A 15,586-nucleotide genomic window follows, 5' to 3' on the forward strand; every position below is an offset into this window, starting at 1 on the left:
ACCAAGGCCAGGGCCACCACAGTCCAAGCGATGGCCGTCAGTCCCCGATCGATCACCTGGGGCAGGGCGATCGATCGCGACCCCAAGCCCGCCAGGGCCCCCCAAACCGCCGGATCCACCAAGCCCGCCCGCACCATGCCCCAACCGTCCCTCGACTGGCCCCCCAGCCGGGCCGCCAGGGCCGAACCCACCCCATAGGCCCCCAAGGTTGTGCCCGCCACATCAAAAAACAGGGCCCAGGCAAATTGCCCACTCCCAACCAAGGCCAGGGCGATCGGGAAGCCCAAATAACCCGTGTTGCCAAACATGCTCCCCAGCCAAAAACTGGCTCGCCGTTGGGGGGCGGTCACCCCTTGCCAGTGCAGCCATCCCCAAGCAAGACAACCGGCCAGGGCGATCGACCCCCAAGCCACCAAGGGAGCCAGCCAGGCCTGGCCGCTCAGATCGGTTTGGCGCAAAAAGGCTACGCAGCTCAGGGGCACGCCCACCCAAAACAACCCTTGCCCGATCGCCCCGGACACCCGCGCCGGGAGCCAGCGGCCCAACAAAACCCCCAAACCCACCCCACCGGCCAAGGTGGCGTATAACTTCCCCAACACAACTGCATCCAACGCCATTCGCTTCCCTGCCTTTGCCCAACAGTTCCCAATTCAGCTCCAATCGCAGACTCAATTCAGATCCCATTCAGACTCAATTCAAATTCAGCTCCCGATCCAATCCCGATCCAATTCCGATCCAATCCAGACCCAATTCAGATTCAGTTCAAAGTCAGTTCAAATTCAGTCCGGTTTAGTTTCGGGCCAAGATTCCACAAAAACTCGCCCGATTTCCATCAAACCCATCCCCACAGCGCCCCAACCGGCCGCCGTTGCCGCCAAACACTTGGGCAATCGCCATTCGATCGATCACATCCTCTCTTTCGCGAACCCCATGGCAAGCGCTACAGTGTCGAAAACCAAATAAGCCACGTCAGAATCTGGCAAGCCTCGCCCATTTCCCTTGGCTTGCTGATCCGACGATCGCACCGTTAAATAAAACGTGAAGCATTCCCGGGGAGAAGCCAGCTAAACCATGAAAGCCATGATCCTTGCGGCAGGCAAAGGCACGCGTGTTCGGCCGATCACCTTCACCGTGCCTAAGCCGATGATCCCCATCCTGCAAAAGCCAGTGATGGAATTCCTGATCGAGCTTTTGCGCCAACACGGCTTTGATCAAGTGGTGGTGAACGTCAGCCACTTGGCTAAGGAAATTGAAGACTATTTCCGCGATGGCCAGCGATTTGGGGTCGAAATTGCCTACTCCTTTGAAGGATTTGTGGAAGACGGCGAGCTGATTGGCAAAGCCCTCGGGTCTGCGGGTGGCCTGCGCAAAATCCAAGACTTCTCCCCCTTCTTTGATGACACCTTTGTGGTGCTTTGTGGCGATGCGCTGATTGATTTGGACTTGACCGCCGCCGTCAAATTCCACAAGGCCAAAGGCTCCCTTGCCACGATCGTCATGAAATCCGTGCCCCGAGATGAGGTGTCCAGCTATGGGGTGGTGTTGACGGATCCGGACGGCCGGATCAAGGCATTCCAGGAAAAACCCGCTGTGGAAGAAGCCCTCAGCACCAGCATCAACACTGGGATTTATATCTTTGAGCCGGAAATTTTCAACTACATTCCCCCGGGCTGTGAGTATGACATTGGGGGCGACTTGTTTCCCAAGTTGGTGGAAATGGGTGCGCCGTTCTATGGCATCACCATGGATTTCCAGTGGGTGGATATTGGAAAAGTGCCGGACTACTGGCGGGCCATTCGCAGTGTGCTGTTAGGGGAAGTGCAAAACGTGGCCATTCCTGGACGGCAGGTGCGCCCGGGGGTTTATACGGGGCTGAATGTGGCGGTCAACTGGGACAAGGTGGAGATCCAGGGGCCGGTGTATATCGGGGGCATGAGCCGGATTGATGATGGGGCAAAAATTATTGGCCCCACGGCGATCGGGCAAAACTGCCACATTTGCAGCGGGGCCACGGTGGAAAACAGCGTGATTTTTGAATATTCCCGTCTGGGCCCGGGCGTGCGGCTGGTGGATAAATTGGTGTTCGGTCGCTATTGTGTGGATAAGACGGGCGCGACGATCGATGTGCAGGCGGCGGCCCTGGATTGGCTGATTACGGATGCCAGACAGGTGATGCCTGCTACACCCACGGAGGAAGGCCAGGCGATCGCGGAGCTGTTGCAGTTGGAGTGAGCCAAGGAGGGCGATCGGGATCGGGCCCCGATCGAGCCAGCCCCTGAAGTGAACTCGGCTGTGGGAATTTCCCGATCGACAATCCAGGAAATTCCCATCGGGTCTGCAAAAGACCGTCTACCCTTTTGCAGGATTGTCAGTTAGCATTGGCGAGAAGTTTTAGACAGGCATCAGTATGGCCGAGGGTCGAGTAGCGTTTTTAGCAGGCTGCGCCATTACGGGATCGCTGGCATTTGCGGTCGCGAAGGGATGGATTGCGGTGGGCGCGCCTCCGTCCTCGGTTCCCGGGCTGTCGGAAAATCCCAGTGGGGTTCCCCTGCTTGAAGGGGGTGGCCAACTGCCCCCGGCCCCCACGGTGACCATGCTGCCCTCACCGCCACCCACGGCCTTGTCCGCCGTCCGCCCCAGTGCCGCTGCGAATGGTGCGGCTGATGCGACGGCCACCCCTCCCACAGGCGACAGCACGATCGCCAAGATTGAGGAGCGGCTGCGGAAAAGCGAAGATCAACTGAAGGAAATTCAAGCGGACTTGCGAGAAGACCGCAAAGATCGGGAGCGTCTAACGGCGGCGGTGGATAAACTGAGCACCGCCGTGCAGGGCCAGGAAAAAAACCTCACTTCCATGGCCTTGGATGACAAGTTGGCGCAAATTGCGGCTAACCGGGGCGAACAGCAACCCCCGGGCCAGTGGGGCAACGGCATCCTTTGGGCCCTGGGGGGCATGGTGCTGACGGTCAGCAGCATTGTGATGGCGGGGGTGATTTCCACCATGGCCCGGCAAAACCGAGGAAGCTATGGTGCGCCGCCCCACAGCCCGCAACCGTTCCACCCCATCCGAGTGGTTCCTACCTATTTACCTCGGGCCCGTCAGGATCAGACGGTGCGCCGGGAGCCGGGGACGGCGGATTTTGTGGAATACGATTACTAATTAGCAAGCGATGGGCCGGTTCTAGGCTTTTGCGAGATAGTTGCAAGGTTTGGGTGGCGATCGAGAAATGACGGTGGGTGGCCTGTGGGTGGCCGGTGATGGCAATGCGTTCCTGATCATGGGGCGGTGATGCACGATCGGGCGTTGAGTTTGGCCCGCCAAGGGGATTGGTCGGGAGCGATCGCCCTGTGGCAACAGATGGCGGCGGCGGCCCCCCATGATGGGGCCACTTGGAAGAATTTAGGAATTGCCTATTACCGATCGGGGCATTGGCTCCAGTCGATCGACTGCTATCAACGGGCGATCGCTCTGCGGCCGGCGGATCCGGGCTTGCGGGTCAACCTGGGAGCGGCCCTCAAACAGGCCCAACAGCTCCCGGCGGCCGTGGCGGAATATGAACGGGCGATCGCCCTGGATCCCAATCATTGGGATGCCCATCGCAACCTGGCCAATGCTTTGGAAAAGCTGGGCGACCTAATTTCCGCCGAAATCCACATTCGGCAGGTGGTGGCAGCGTTGCCCCAATGCGCCAAAGCCCGCCATAGCTTGGGCAACATCCTTTGGGAACAGGGTCGCTATGAGGACGCGATCGCCCAATATAACCAGGCCTTGGCGATCGAGCCGGATTTCCATGAGGCGATCGCCAATCGGGGCATGGTGCAAATGACCCTCGGCCAATGGGAACAGGGCCTGGTGGACTATGAGCACCGTTGGTTTTGTGTGGAAACGGCGCGAGGGCTGCCGCCGGTTCCCTTTCCTCAACCGGTTTGGACGGGAGCGCAACCGCTGGCGGGCAAAACCATTCTGCTCTACTCAGATATGGGCTTTGGGGATGCGCTGAACTTTGTGCGCTATGCTCCCCTGTTGGCGGCCCGAGGAGCGCGGGTGCTGCTGGAATGTCCGAGGCCCCTGGCTCGGCTGTTTGGGACGGTGGCGGGTGTGGCGCAGGTGGTGATTCGGGGGGAAACGCCACCGCCGTTTGATTATTGGTCGCCGTTGATGAGTTTGCCGGCCGCCTTTGGAACCACGCCGGCCACCATTCCAGCGGATATTCCCTATTTTCAGCTAGGCCAATCGCTTCAGTCGCCGCAGTCACTTCCAGGGTTTCCACCGTCAACCCAGGGGCCGATCGGGCCGGAACCTTCACCAATTGCCTCGCCAGCGGGTCAACGGTGGGGATTTGTTTGGGCTTCCGGCAAAACAGGAGCCACAGCCCGCAAGCGATCGACCGCTTTGGCCCAATGGGCGGCCCTGTTGCGATCGCCCGGTTATCAGTTTTTGAGTTTGCAAACGGAAACCAGCCCCGAGGAGCGGGCCTGGCTAGCCGATCGGGGCATTCCCGCCTTGGGCGATCGGCTCACGGATTTTGCGGACACGGCCCACGCGATCGCCCAACTGGATGGGGTGATCACCGTAGACACCGCCACGGCCCACCTGGCCGGGGCGATCGGCAAACCGGTTTGGATTCTGTTGCCGGCCGTGCCCGATTGGCGCTGGCTGCTGAACACCGATCGCACTCGTTGGTATCCCACGGCCCGACTCTTTCGCCAACCGAAAATTGGGGATTGGGCGGCGGTTTTTGACCAAGTACAAAGGGCGCTGGCCCCATGACCAACGCCCCAAAAATAGCCGATTCGCAAGATATGGCATTCGGGCAATTCCCTCCGCCAGACTAACGACTCACGAGAGGGGCCAGCCGGGCGATCGACTCGCCCTAGAAACCCGTCCTAGAAACCCATCGCCTGGGCCACCGCCGCCAACTCTGGCTCAATCCCTTGGTGGTACTGGTTTTGGGAGGTTTTCAGGGCCGTGTCTGGATCCTTCAACCCATTTCCCGTCAGCACGCAAACCACCGTGGCCCCAGCGGGCACTTGATCGCGCACCTTCAGCAGCCCCGCTACGGAAGCCGCGCTAGCCGGTTCGCAGAACACGCCTTCTTCGCCCGCTAGCAGTTGGTAGGCCTCCAGAATTTCCTCATCGGTGACCGCCTCAAAGCCGCCTTGGCTGGCATCCCGCACCGCCAGCGCCTTATCCCAACTGGCGGGCTTGCCGATGCGAATCGCCGTCGCGATCGTGTGTGGATCCAAAACCGGACGGCCCACCACCAGCGGCGCAGACCCGGCCGCCTGGAAGCCCATCATTCGGGGCAACCGCTGGCATCGTTGCTCCTGGTGATATTCACAGAAGCCCATCCAATAGGCGGTGATGTTCCCGGCATTCCCCACGGGCACACAGAGCCAGTCCGGTGCATCGCCCAGGGCATCCACCACCTCGAAGGCGGCGGTTTTTTGCCCCTGAAGCCGATAGGGGTTCACGGAGTTCACCAGGGTGATCGGATAGTCGTTGGCCATTTGACGCACCAACTCCAACGCCCGATCAAAGTTGCCCCGAATCGCCAGCACCTCAGCGCCGTAGAGCAGGGCTTGGGCCAGCTTGCCCAAGGCCACATAGCCATCGGGAATCAAGACAAAAGCCTTGAGGCCACCCCGGCGGGCATAGGCAGCAGCGGCGGCGGAGGTGTTGCCCGTGCTGGCACAAATCACCGCCTTGGCTCCGGCTTCCTTGGCTTTGGTTACGGCCATGGTCATCCCCCGGTCTTTGAAGCTGCCGGTGGGATTCAAACCGTCATATTTCACGTAAACTTTCACGCCACGCCCAATCCGATCGGCCACGGACGGGACGGGAATTAACGGTGTATTACCCTCGTGTAGGGTGACAACGGGCGTGGAGTCGGTAACGGGGAGGTAGCGGCGATAGGTTTCGATCAGGCCGCGCCAGCCTCCCGGGGGCGCTGGAACCTGTGCCGTACTGGCCGTGCGAGGATCAACAATTGAGGCGGATTCGACGACGGGTAAACGAGCGGTCACAGAGCGTCTACAACTCCAACGTGCTTGCAGATTACCCAAACAGTTTAACCTGACAGGCCCGAACGCGGTGACGACGAACCTATCAAAAGCTGGGGTCTAAAAATTGAATCATGGCCGTTGAAATGATGCAAATGGTGATGAAAAGGGTGAGCAAAAGGTGAACAGAATATGGCCTTTCAACTGACGCAGGTGGTTCCTTGGGGGCGATCGTTTGCGGACTATCGGAAAATGTTTTCCCTCACGGGGGAGGATTTGGAGCGATCGATCCTCGACTGTGCCGGTGGGCCGGCCAGCTTTAATGCGACGATGCATCGGTTGGGAAAACGGGTGATTTCCTGCGACCCGATCTATCAGTTTTCGGCGGCGGAAATTGCCCAACGGATTGAGGAAACCTGTCCCAAAATCGTGGCGGGATTGCACGAAAACCACGATTGGTTTGTGTGGTCTGCGGAATTGCCCACGCCGGAAGCTTTGGCGGACTATCGGTTGCAAGCAATGGGGGAATTTCTGGCGGATTTTCCCGCTGGATTGCAAACACAGCGTTACCAACCATGCAGCTTGCCAAATTTGCCCTTTGGGGATGGGGAGTTTGAGTTGGCGCTCTGCTCCCATTTGCTCTTTACCTATTCCGCTCAATTTTCCCTGGAATTTCATCAGCAATCGATCGTGGAATTAGCTCGGGTGGCGCAGGAAGTGCGGGTGTTTCCGTTGCTGGAAAACTATCAGGTGACCCGATCGCCCCATGTGCAACCCACGATCGATCACTTGGTCGATCGGGGCTTGCGGGTGGAAATTGTGCCCACCACCTACGAATTTCAGCGAGGTGGCCATGAGCTGCTGCGAGTTTGGCGCGCACCCTAGCCAGAGCCAACGGGCAAAAAACGCCCTTGATCGTCGGTGCCTGATCGCCAGTGCGATCGAGACTGGCGCGATCGAGGCCAGGGGCAGGAATTAACCACCGGACAAGTTCCCAAAAGCGTGCTATCGATCGGGTGATGTGCCACTCCTTGCTTCGTTATCGATGGTTACTGCTTTGGCGCTATTGATCCTGTTCTCGATCGCCCTGCTTCCACCGTTGCTGTCCCTGCGGGCCGTTCGCCGCTATGAAGCCCTGGTGCAAACCACGGTTGCCCGGGCCCGCCTGACGACCCGATCGCCCCGGCCGTCCTTCCCGGGACCTCAGCCTCCGGAGCTGACCCACATTCCGGGAGCGGGTTATGTCATTGGCAATTTGAGCTGTCGGTTTAATGCCCGATCGCCCCAGTTGCGCTGTGCTGTGAATCCCAGTGGACCCTGTGCGGGTTGCCATTGGTTTGAAGCCACCCCTTAGCAGGTGGTTAATCAGCTAATCAACCAATTAACTAATCAACCAATTAACTAATCAGTTGTTGGAATTGACCAGCGATCGCAAGGGCCGCCCGTGGCCAGAATGTTGCCTGCCCGATCGAACAGGGCCACGGCCACGGCCAAAGGGCGATCGGCGTATTTTTGGGCATAGGCGGCCGATCGCTCACTAATGGCGGCGGCCAGTTGTCCCAAAACGCGCTGGCTCCAGCCCAACCGTTGCAAATCTTGCACCGCTTCGGCCACCGTGCTTTTGGCCAGGATCGATCGCCCCAAGGTGGCATCTCCCCCCGATCGCAGGGCCGCCGCTGCCAAAATTTCCAATTTGCCGTCAGCAATGTGGCTGGAGGTGTTGAAAATGCCCCCAGCTAGCTTCAGCAATTTGCCGTGATATCCCAGCAGCAACACCGATTCTGCTCCCCGCAAGGCCGCTTCCACCAACATGGCCCCAATCCAGTTCCCCACGGGCACAAGGGCGGCGGCGGACAGACCGAGGCGATCGGCCACCTGCTGTCCGTTGCTGCCAATGCAGAAAATCACATGGCGATCGTGGGCCAGAACCGCTGCCAGTCGATCGCGCGATGCATCCAGTTGATCCGTCGCCGTGTGGGGCTGGGAAATGCCACTGGTTCCCAGGAGTGACAGACCCTGCAAAACCCCAAAAGCCTCGTTAGACGTGCGTTTAGCCAAGTCGCGACCCTCTGGCAAAATCAACCGCACCACCGCCACGCGATCGGGCGGAACCAGGGGCAACAGGTTATGTTCCAGGAGCGATCGGGCAAAGCGATAGATCGCCGGCCCCTCAGCCGTTTGCCCAATTCCCTCGCCTCCTTCCAGCCGGAGCGGCGGGCCTTCGCGATCGACGCGATCGATCAATTGCACCCAAGCCCAAACGGGAGTATTTCTGGTCAGATCCAGGTTATCGCCCGGATCGCTGCGGGTGATGGCCAAGGCGGTGCGCTCATCCAACGGGGCGATCGACTCCAGCGCGATTTCTGCGGTTTGTCCGTCCAACAGATCCAGGGTGACCACCGCCGGGCGATCGCCTTGCAACCGCAACAGGGCCCCCCGAGCCGCCGCTGCCGCAAATACCGGTAAGGTGTAGCCCGATCGCGCCATAGTGCTCCTGAAAATGACCCTAACTCACAGTCATTCGATTGAATTTCGATTTGAATTTCGATTTTTGAATTGCGATTGATTATGGATGAAAGGGCGATTAATCAATGCTTATTAATTAATGCCCATTAATCCATAACCGCTAATCAATGGCCATTGGCGATTTACCCACGATCGCCCCCAGCGTTGCCGCCAAAATATCGGGCGTTTGGCCGCTGGTCGCAAAAATGCTAGCCTCGCCCTGCAATCGATAGGCGGGGTTGGTGGCCAAAATGCCTCGCCCCCCTTGGGCCACGAGGGCGACTTGGGTGGCTCGGCCCATCAGGGCGATCGCCTGGGCCCGCAGTTGCAGTTTTTGGGCATAGGGTTTGTCGATCGGGCGGCCATAGACCTGTTGTCGCAATTGGTCAAACTCCCGGCGCAAGGTGTCGTGGGCAACGGCGATCGTCAGCAGGCGTTTTTCCTGGAACAACACCGTTAGCCGATCGAGGGCCGCTTGGGTGCAACCGAGGGCGAAGTAGACCCCTTGCAGGGCGTTCCGGCGATCGAGTTGCTGAATCCAATCGATCGGCTTGAGGCCGATCACGGCCGCTTCGGGAATGAGCCAGCGATCGAACGTGACTGCTGCTGTGTGGGTGGCGTTCATGGCTCCCAACACCATGGGCGGCTGCGGCTGAATGTTGCGATCGCCCGATTCCACCGCCGTCAGCGGCACAATGCCGAACAGCACCCCGGCCGCCGTCGGCACAGCCAACACCGCCTCGGGAAAGTGCCCCACCCCGGTCACCCAAGGAGCCGTGCCCGTAATTTCCCAGCCACCAGCCACGGCACGCCCCTCGATCGGAGGATCATCCGCCCGCCGCAGATGCGAAAAGGCGATGCCCAATTGTCGATCGCCCCGCGCGATCGCCGGTAAATATTGGGTTTTGAGGTTGTCATTGTCTCCGGAGGCAATCAGCGCCGCTGCGGTTTGGTGCTGGGCTTGCAAAAAGGCTAAAGCACCGGAACAGCGAGCCAGTTGCTCCCGAAACCAACCATATTCCGCTTCGTTCAGGCCTTTGCCGCCCCACTCGATGGGCACTTTTAGGGCTAACCAACCCTGTTGCCCCAGCCATTGGAGGGCCGCGGTCAGGGCTTCTGGCTGGCGATCGAGCAAATCGGCCTGGGGCCCCAGGGTGGTCAGCAACTGGGCCGCCGCTTGCTCCAACCAAGGAGGCAAATTGGGCCCGTCCGTCGCGGCCAGCGCCGAGGTCACCGGGTTGGTCTCTGCGTGGTTGGTCTCTGCGTGGTTGGTCTCTGCATGGTTGATGACTTCGCCGTTGGTGTCATGAGGGCCGGTGTTGTTGGGGCTGATGTCTTGAGATGGCTCCACCTTGGTCGATCGGGGATGAGTAGTGGTTTACGGCTATTGTGCTACGGCCGGGAGTTTTCGCCCCCTGGCCAGCGGCGTTTGAGCAGCGTTGTCAACGAAATGTTAACTCTAAAGTTAAGGTTTCTTGCACGAACGAGGCCGCCCGAAACGCACCGTGATAACTTTCTTCTCGGTTAGCAAAGCGCCAACCGCCATCAATATCTCCCCACCCATTCGGAACCTTAATTTCGGTCAATTCGCTTGCTGAAATTAACATCGGAAGATCAGTTCAAGATAATCGCAATTTAATCGCAGATTAATCATGAGCGCTTCCTAAAACTGATGGGTAATACCAATTGATTGGTGAACTATTGATCGTGAATTTCGTAAATTACTGATCAAACTGGTTGACCACATCAATTAGAAATTGGTGAGATCTTGAAGACAGTGACTCCGCTTGCCAACCTGCTTGAATCACGCCGTTTTACTTCTCTGGCAGTAGCGATGTTGACCCACAAAAGCGATGCACCGGTTCGTGAAAGCTTCAGCGATTATGTAGCCGAATTGCAATTGCACATGAGTTTGCAAGCGCGAAACCTGGTTCCTTCATCGGGCCAAGCGGAAGAAAACCGTGATCGCTTGCTGCGAGAAACCCAAGAAACCGTCGAGAAAATGCTATCGCGGCAATTGGGCTAAGGTGCTTTGGTCAAGACATCTTGATCAAGGGGCTTGGTGATTCGCCACCAACAAACCATAACAATCTGAATAAAAACGCTCTTCGGAGTGGTTTTTAAAGCGCAATCAAAACTCAGTTGTTTGTTTTTTCTTTCCTTTTAATTGCTTTTTCAATTCCTTTCTTGAATGCCCGATCGCGCCTTTTTTTAGCGATCACTCTTTTAATTCCGCAAACTACTGTATAACCAAAAGCACGCTCCGATTCTGGGGCGTGCTTTTGGTTTCTGGCCCCAATGAACCTGGGGGGCAATTTTTCCGCTTGCCCGTTTTTGCATCATGACCCTTGCGATTAATTTGAGCTTTGCGATTCCCGAACCAACGGGCTTGGCAACCTACGCGATCGAACTGTTGCCCTATTTGCGATCGCGGGATCCTTTGCTATTTAGCCCCTGGGAAATTGCGGGGTTTCGTAACCAGCTTGTGCCCGCCAACATGACCTCAGACTTAGGCGCAAAGGGTCATCTACGGCGACTGTTTTGGACGCAATTTCGCTTGCCGCAACTGTGCCGTCGATCGGGTGTTGAGCTGCTGTTTTGTCCGGTTCCCGAGGCCCCAATTCAGTTTGGCACTCGGGCCCTGCGTACTCTGGTGATGGTGCATGATTTGATTCCGCTGCGGTTTTTTCCGCCCCGATCGCGCCTGCATCTTTACAGCAAATATTATGTGCGCCGTGTTGCTGAACAGGCCACCCATTTGCTCTGTAATTCCCAGGCTACGGCCGATGATTTGGGCCGTTTTTTCCAAATTCCTGCCCAGAAAATTACTGTCACTCCGTTAGCCCACAACGCCGATCACTATCGATTTTTAAACCTGCCGCGCCGCCCCTATTTTTTCTATGTGGGGCGCAATGATCCTTACAAAAATTTACCGGGGGCGATCGCGGCCTTTGCCCAATTTTTGCGGGCGGCTCCGGCCAACGACTGGCAATTTTGGATTGCTGGGCCCATGAACCCGCGCTATCAACCGGCTCTGGCGGCCCAAATTGCGGAATTGGGTTTGGGCGATCGGGTGCGCTTTTTAGGGTATGTGCCGATCGAGCAATTACCGGTGTTGCTGAACCAGGCGATCGCGTTGGTTTTTCCCACCCGCTGGGAAGGCTTTGGGATTCCGGCCCTGGAAGCCATGGCCTGCGGTACGCCCGTGATCACCTCCAATCTGGCTTCGTTGCCGGAGGTGACGGGCGATGCGGCGTTGTTGATTGACCCGGAGCAGCCCCGTGCCATTGCCGATGCGATGGTGCAGGTGGCCACTGATGACCGACTTTGGCAGGAGCTACACCAACGCAGCCTCGATCGCGCCAGTCAGTTCAGTTGGGCCAAAACCGCAGCCCAAACTCAGGCCGTTTTGAGGCAATTGTTTTAAGGCAATTTCAGCCCCCTTGAAGGCAAGATGCTGGTAATTACAAAACCAGCGAACCCAAGGTGCTGGAATAGCCACTGGTCTGCGCATTCTTCACCACGCCAAGCGCTCAAACAATTCAGGGGACGATCGCCCGATCGCCCCCTGAATCTGGATGCTGGTTTCCTGAGGAAATTGTAATAAATTGTCCCCAGTGTCCGTTATCCAATCAAGCCAATTGACTTAGCCTATTCAGCGGTGGCCAGCTCTTCCGTGCTGCCCCGGCTGCGGCGGCGGGTCAGGGTGTTAAACAACATTTGCCCGATCGCCTTGATCAAATTGCCTTCCAATTCCATGAACATTTTCATGTTCTTGCCAAACGCATCATTGGCTTCATCCACAATGCGATCGGCCGTGGCTTCATCGATCGGCAATTCGTTCAATGCTGCCCGATATTGGTTCTTGAAAGCCTTCTCATCAGAGATGGTTTCAAACTCATAGAAAGCCGTTCCTTGGCCATCGGTCAAGTTCATGGCATTCACGGCAATGTTCTTGAGAATTTGCCCACCGGACAAATCACCCAAATAGCGCGTGTAGGAATGGGCCACCAACAGTTCGGGAGCCGTGGCCGACACTTCCCGCACCCGAGCAATGTAGTCTTGGGCGGCGGTCGAAGGCTTCACTTCTTCACGCCAATTGGAGCCGTAATAGTAAGCCAAATCGCGCTCCAGGCTGCTCTTGCGATACAACTCTTGGAAGTTGATCGGCGCAACAACCGGGTGATCTTTGTGCTTCGTCATTTCCTCTTCCATTGCCGTGTAGACAAAGTAGAGGTTGCCCACCAGTTTGCGATAGGAGCTTTTTTCGACTACGCCTTTCAGAAAGCACTTCACGAAGCCGACATTCTCTGCCATGCTGTGTGATTTTTTCGTGCCTTCGCGTAGTTTGGTTGCTAAATTGACGCTCATGTTAAAGAAGTTGAGAAGTCTGCGAATACCAGTTTGCCAATTTTGTGCGGTTCCTGGGCAAAGGCAGCGGGGGAGAAATCCACACCCCCTACCGAACGCGGGCCCCTAAAACAGTTAGGTTGAAAACAGTTAGGTTGCGACGGTTGCCGACACAGGGCAGCACTTAACCACGGCGAAAGACGGCCAAAGCAAAATCCTGTCTCGATCGCTGGGTGACTCGATCGTTAGATTAGCGGGATTTTCTGAACGTTATGGTTAAGAATCATGACAAGCACCAAAATCATCGGGTTTGATCAAATCAATCATTTTCGTATCTCTCCTCGCTTGAATCCCTGACTGTGAGTTTTTGCCTAAACCCCCAGTGCGATCGCCCGCACAATCCCGATCAGGGGAATTTTTGCCTCAATTGCGGTGCTCCCTTGCTGTTGCGGGGACACTACCGCGCCATTCGCCCCCTGGGCCGTGGCGGATTTGCACGTACCTACCTGGGCATCGATCGCGATCGGTTGGATACCCCTTGCGCCATTAAGCAATTTTTGCCCAGTGCCAAAACCCCCGCTGGCCGCGACAAGGCGATTGAGCTGTTCACCCGCGAGGCCCTGCGGCTGCGAGATTTGGGCGACAATCCCCAAATTCCCGCCCTGTTGGGATTTTTTGAAGAAGGGGGCTACCTCTACCTGGTGCAGGAATATATCGCCGGGGAAACCATCGATCGGGAATTGCAACGATCGGGCCCGTTCAGCGAAGCCAAGCTGCTGGCTTTCCTGCGGGATTTGCTGCCCGTGTTGCAATTTGTGCACGATCGCAGCACGATTCACCGAGATCTAAAGCCCTTGAACCTGATTCGTCGTCAGCGGGATCAGCGAATTGTCCCGATCGATTTCGGCGTGGCCAAAGTGCTGGAAGCCAACACCCAAAGCCGCCCCGGCACGAAAATCGGCACGGCTGGCTATGCCCCCGATGAGCAATTGCGCGGCGGCCAGGCCTATCCCGCCAGCGATCTCTACAGCGTGGGAGCGATCTGCGTGTTTCTGCTGACCGGTGTGGAACCGGAGGAGCTATACAACCCCCTGACGGGCCAGTGGCCTTGGCGAGAACAGTTGGCCCAATGGCGAGATGAACTGTCGGGCAATGGAGATTCGCTAGATGCGTCCCAACGGAAGCACTTGCCGGTGTCTGACTCGGTGAGCGAAGGGCTGGGCTTGGTGCTCGATCGACTCTTGCAACCGGCCGTTGCTGATCGCTACCAAAGCGCTCTGGAAGTGCTGGCGGACTTAGACAACATCATCCGCACCATGCCCCCTTCTCCCTACCGTCGAGAAGAGTCCATGGCGGTCGATCGCGATCGGGCCAAGCGCTTTTGGCTGACTCGAATTGGCACATCTTCCGGCGGCAATTTTTCATAGAACTCGGGCAGTTTGACCTTAATTGTCCAGAGCACTGCCTTTTCGATTTCCAGGTGCGATCGGTAGCGATAAACAAACTTCCAAGCCAACCGATTGGGCAAAAAGATAAAGACCAAAATCTTGGTCAAAATCTTGATGGTGCAATCACGGTTTTCCCGCACAAATTCCCAATTATCACGCCAAATCCAATAGGCCAAATAGCGCAGGGCCAAAAAAGCACGGTTGCGGTGAATTCCCCCATCCATCGCCTTATAAAGCAGAAATTTATAGCGATTATTCAGGGTCATTTGCACCAGCTTGCCAAAACGCTTGCGATCGGCTGGATTTTGACTGAGGCGTTGGCGCTCTCGGTTAATGATCGCCAAGCTCACCTGCTCCATCTTGATCGCATTGGTGGAGGCGGAACCCCTGACCTGGCGATAGTGTACCTGTAATTTCGGCACACAAATAAACTCATAGGATTCCGCCAAGCGCAACCAAAAATCCCAATCCTCGGCCGGGTGCAGCGAGCCTTCGTAGCCTCCCAGTTCAAAATAGGCATCGCGTCGGATCATCGTGTTTGATCCCGACTGCACAATGTCAATCAATAAAATCTGTAAGTAGGTGTTATATTCCGTGTCAATAAAGCCCCCGTCACGAATATAATTTCCCTCCTCATCTACCCAATCAATCCAACTGTAAACGGCTCCGGCTTCTGGGTTGGCTTCAAGGGCATTAACCTGATCTTCTACCTTGTCCGATGTCCACAAATCATCCGCATCAATAAAGGTTAGATATCGCCCTCGGGACACCATGGCCCCATGATTGCGGGCAGCGGCCACACCAGCATTTTCCTGTTCAATCAGCTTCAGGCGGGGGTCTGTGAATTGCCGCACCACGTCGGAGGTGTTGTCGGTGGAACCATCGTTTACAACGATCACTTCGATGTCCCGCAAAGTCTGATTCAGGACGGATTCGATCGTTTCAGCAATGGTTTTTGCCCCGTTATAGGCGGGAATAATAATCGATGCAGTGGGGACGGCATTCATGGGTGGGGCCATCAGAAATCAACTAAACCGGGAAGAAATCGTGCCTTGAGCATAGCCTCAGGCTTGGGGCTGCTGGTAGATCTGGTAGATCTGATTGTCTTCCCCATTTCTGAAGTTCACGCGGAATTGGCCCAATCCGCCTAAAACGCAATTCGTGATTGTTTTCGATCGGGTTTTTGATGGGTCACGATCGGGGCATGGAGGAAGCCGCAAGAACCGCAACGGGCTGGGTCAAGCGCTGAATAAGCTCGGGATGTGCTGAACTCGCTGAAT

14 protein-coding genes are annotated in these 15,586 nt (G+C 56.9%); 8 read left to right on the forward strand and 6 right to left on the reverse strand.

Translation table 11 applies throughout. From position 1 onward, the window contains the following. A partial coding sequence (locus tag AMR42_RS08720) for an AEC family transporter (protein WP_099533068.1) occupies positions 1-617 on the reverse strand: 617 nt, incomplete at its 3' end. Between the two features lie 454 nt (positions 618-1,071). Here AMR42_RS08720 and AMR42_RS08725 point away from each other — a divergent pair. From AMR42_RS08725 to AMR42_RS08735, 3 genes are all read left to right on the forward strand, one after another. Then, complete coding sequence (locus AMR42_RS08725; RefSeq protein ID WP_099533069.1) at positions 1,072-2,232, forward strand: sugar phosphate nucleotidyltransferase; 1,161 nt, start codon at positions 1,072-1,074, stop codon at positions 2,230-2,232. Between the two features lie 175 nt (positions 2,233-2,407). After that, entirely contained in the window at positions 2,408-3,160 is a 753-nt protein-coding gene (locus AMR42_RS08730; protein WP_099533070.1) for a hypothetical protein, read from the forward strand. Between the two features lie 129 nt (positions 3,161-3,289). Then, positions 3,290-4,771 (forward strand): tetratricopeptide repeat protein, encoded by a 1,482-nt coding sequence (locus AMR42_RS08735; RefSeq protein ID WP_099533071.1) that lies wholly within the window; start codon positions 3,290-3,292, stop codon positions 4,769-4,771. 116 nt (positions 4,772-4,887) lie between these two features. Here AMR42_RS08735 and thrC read toward each other — a convergent pair whose 3' ends face one another. Next, the gene (gene thrC, locus AMR42_RS08740; RefSeq protein WP_099533102.1) at positions 4,888-5,991 is read right to left on the reverse strand and encodes a threonine synthase; all 1,104 of its coding nucleotides are present in this window, start codon (positions 5,989-5,991) and stop codon (positions 4,888-4,890) included. A gap of 204 nt (positions 5,992-6,195) precedes the next feature. Here thrC and AMR42_RS08745 point away from each other — a divergent pair, with 204 nt between their 5' ends. Both AMR42_RS08745 and AMR42_RS08750 read left to right on the forward strand, forming a co-directional pair. Then, positions 6,196-6,888: an SAM-dependent methyltransferase gene (locus tag AMR42_RS08745; protein ID WP_099533072.1), complete on the forward strand. Its 693-nt coding sequence runs from the start codon at positions 6,196-6,198 to the stop codon at positions 6,886-6,888. A 160-nt stretch (positions 6,889-7,048) separates the two neighbouring features. Further along, complete coding sequence (locus AMR42_RS08750; protein WP_099533073.1) at positions 7,049-7,357, forward strand: DUF6464 family protein; 309 nt, start codon at positions 7,049-7,051, stop codon at positions 7,355-7,357. A gap of 47 nt (positions 7,358-7,404) precedes the next feature. On the opposite strand, the gene cbiD is transcribed toward AMR42_RS08750, so the two are convergent. Further along, complete coding sequence (cbiD, locus tag AMR42_RS08755) at positions 7,405-8,490, reverse strand: cobalt-precorrin-5B (C(1))-methyltransferase CbiD (RefSeq protein WP_099533074.1); 1,086 nt, start codon at positions 8,488-8,490, stop codon at positions 7,405-7,407. Positions 8,491-8,629: 139 nt separating this feature from the next. Then, positions 8,630-9,859: an acyl-CoA dehydrogenase family protein gene (locus tag AMR42_RS08760; RefSeq protein ID WP_099533075.1), complete on the reverse strand. Its 1,230-nt coding sequence runs from the start codon at positions 9,857-9,859 to the stop codon at positions 8,630-8,632. Positions 9,860-10,342: 483 nt separating this feature from the next. Between AMR42_RS08760 and AMR42_RS08765 the strand changes: the two genes are divergently transcribed. After that, positions 10,343-10,534: a hypothetical protein gene (locus AMR42_RS08765; protein ID WP_099533076.1), complete on the forward strand. Its 192-nt coding sequence runs from the start codon at positions 10,343-10,345 to the stop codon at positions 10,532-10,534. A gap of 315 nt (positions 10,535-10,849) precedes the next feature. Continuing rightward, positions 10,850-11,935 carry a glycosyltransferase family 1 protein gene (locus AMR42_RS08770; protein WP_099533077.1) on the forward strand — a complete coding sequence of 362 codons (1,086 nt, stop codon included), beginning with the start codon at positions 10,850-10,852 and terminating at the stop codon, positions 11,933-11,935. A 224-nt stretch (positions 11,936-12,159) separates the two neighbouring features. Here AMR42_RS08770 and AMR42_RS08775 read toward each other — a convergent pair whose 3' ends face one another. After that, positions 12,160-12,879: a heme oxygenase (biliverdin-producing) gene (locus AMR42_RS08775; RefSeq protein ID WP_099533078.1), complete on the reverse strand. Its 720-nt coding sequence runs from the start codon at positions 12,877-12,879 to the stop codon at positions 12,160-12,162. 338 nt (positions 12,880-13,217) lie between these two features. Between AMR42_RS08775 and AMR42_RS08780 the strand changes: the two genes are divergently transcribed. Continuing rightward, on the forward strand, positions 13,218-14,285 hold the full coding sequence (locus AMR42_RS08780; protein ID WP_158234413.1) for a serine/threonine-protein kinase: 1,068 nt from the start codon (positions 13,218-13,220) through the stop codon (positions 14,283-14,285). On the opposite strand, the gene AMR42_RS08785 is transcribed toward AMR42_RS08780, so the two are convergent. Continuing rightward, the gene (locus AMR42_RS08785) at positions 14,189-15,313 is read right to left on the reverse strand and encodes a glycosyltransferase family 2 protein (protein WP_158234414.1); all 1,125 of its coding nucleotides are present in this window, start codon (positions 15,311-15,313) and stop codon (positions 14,189-14,191) included. The genes AMR42_RS08780 and AMR42_RS08785 overlap by 97 nt on opposite strands. Positions 15,314-15,586 lie beyond the last annotated feature (273 nt).

The organism is Limnothrix sp. PR1529 (assembly GCF_002742025.1).
In the GTDB taxonomy this organism is placed as follows: Bacteria; Cyanobacteriota; Cyanobacteriia; order CACIAM-69d; family CACIAM-69d; genus CACIAM-69d.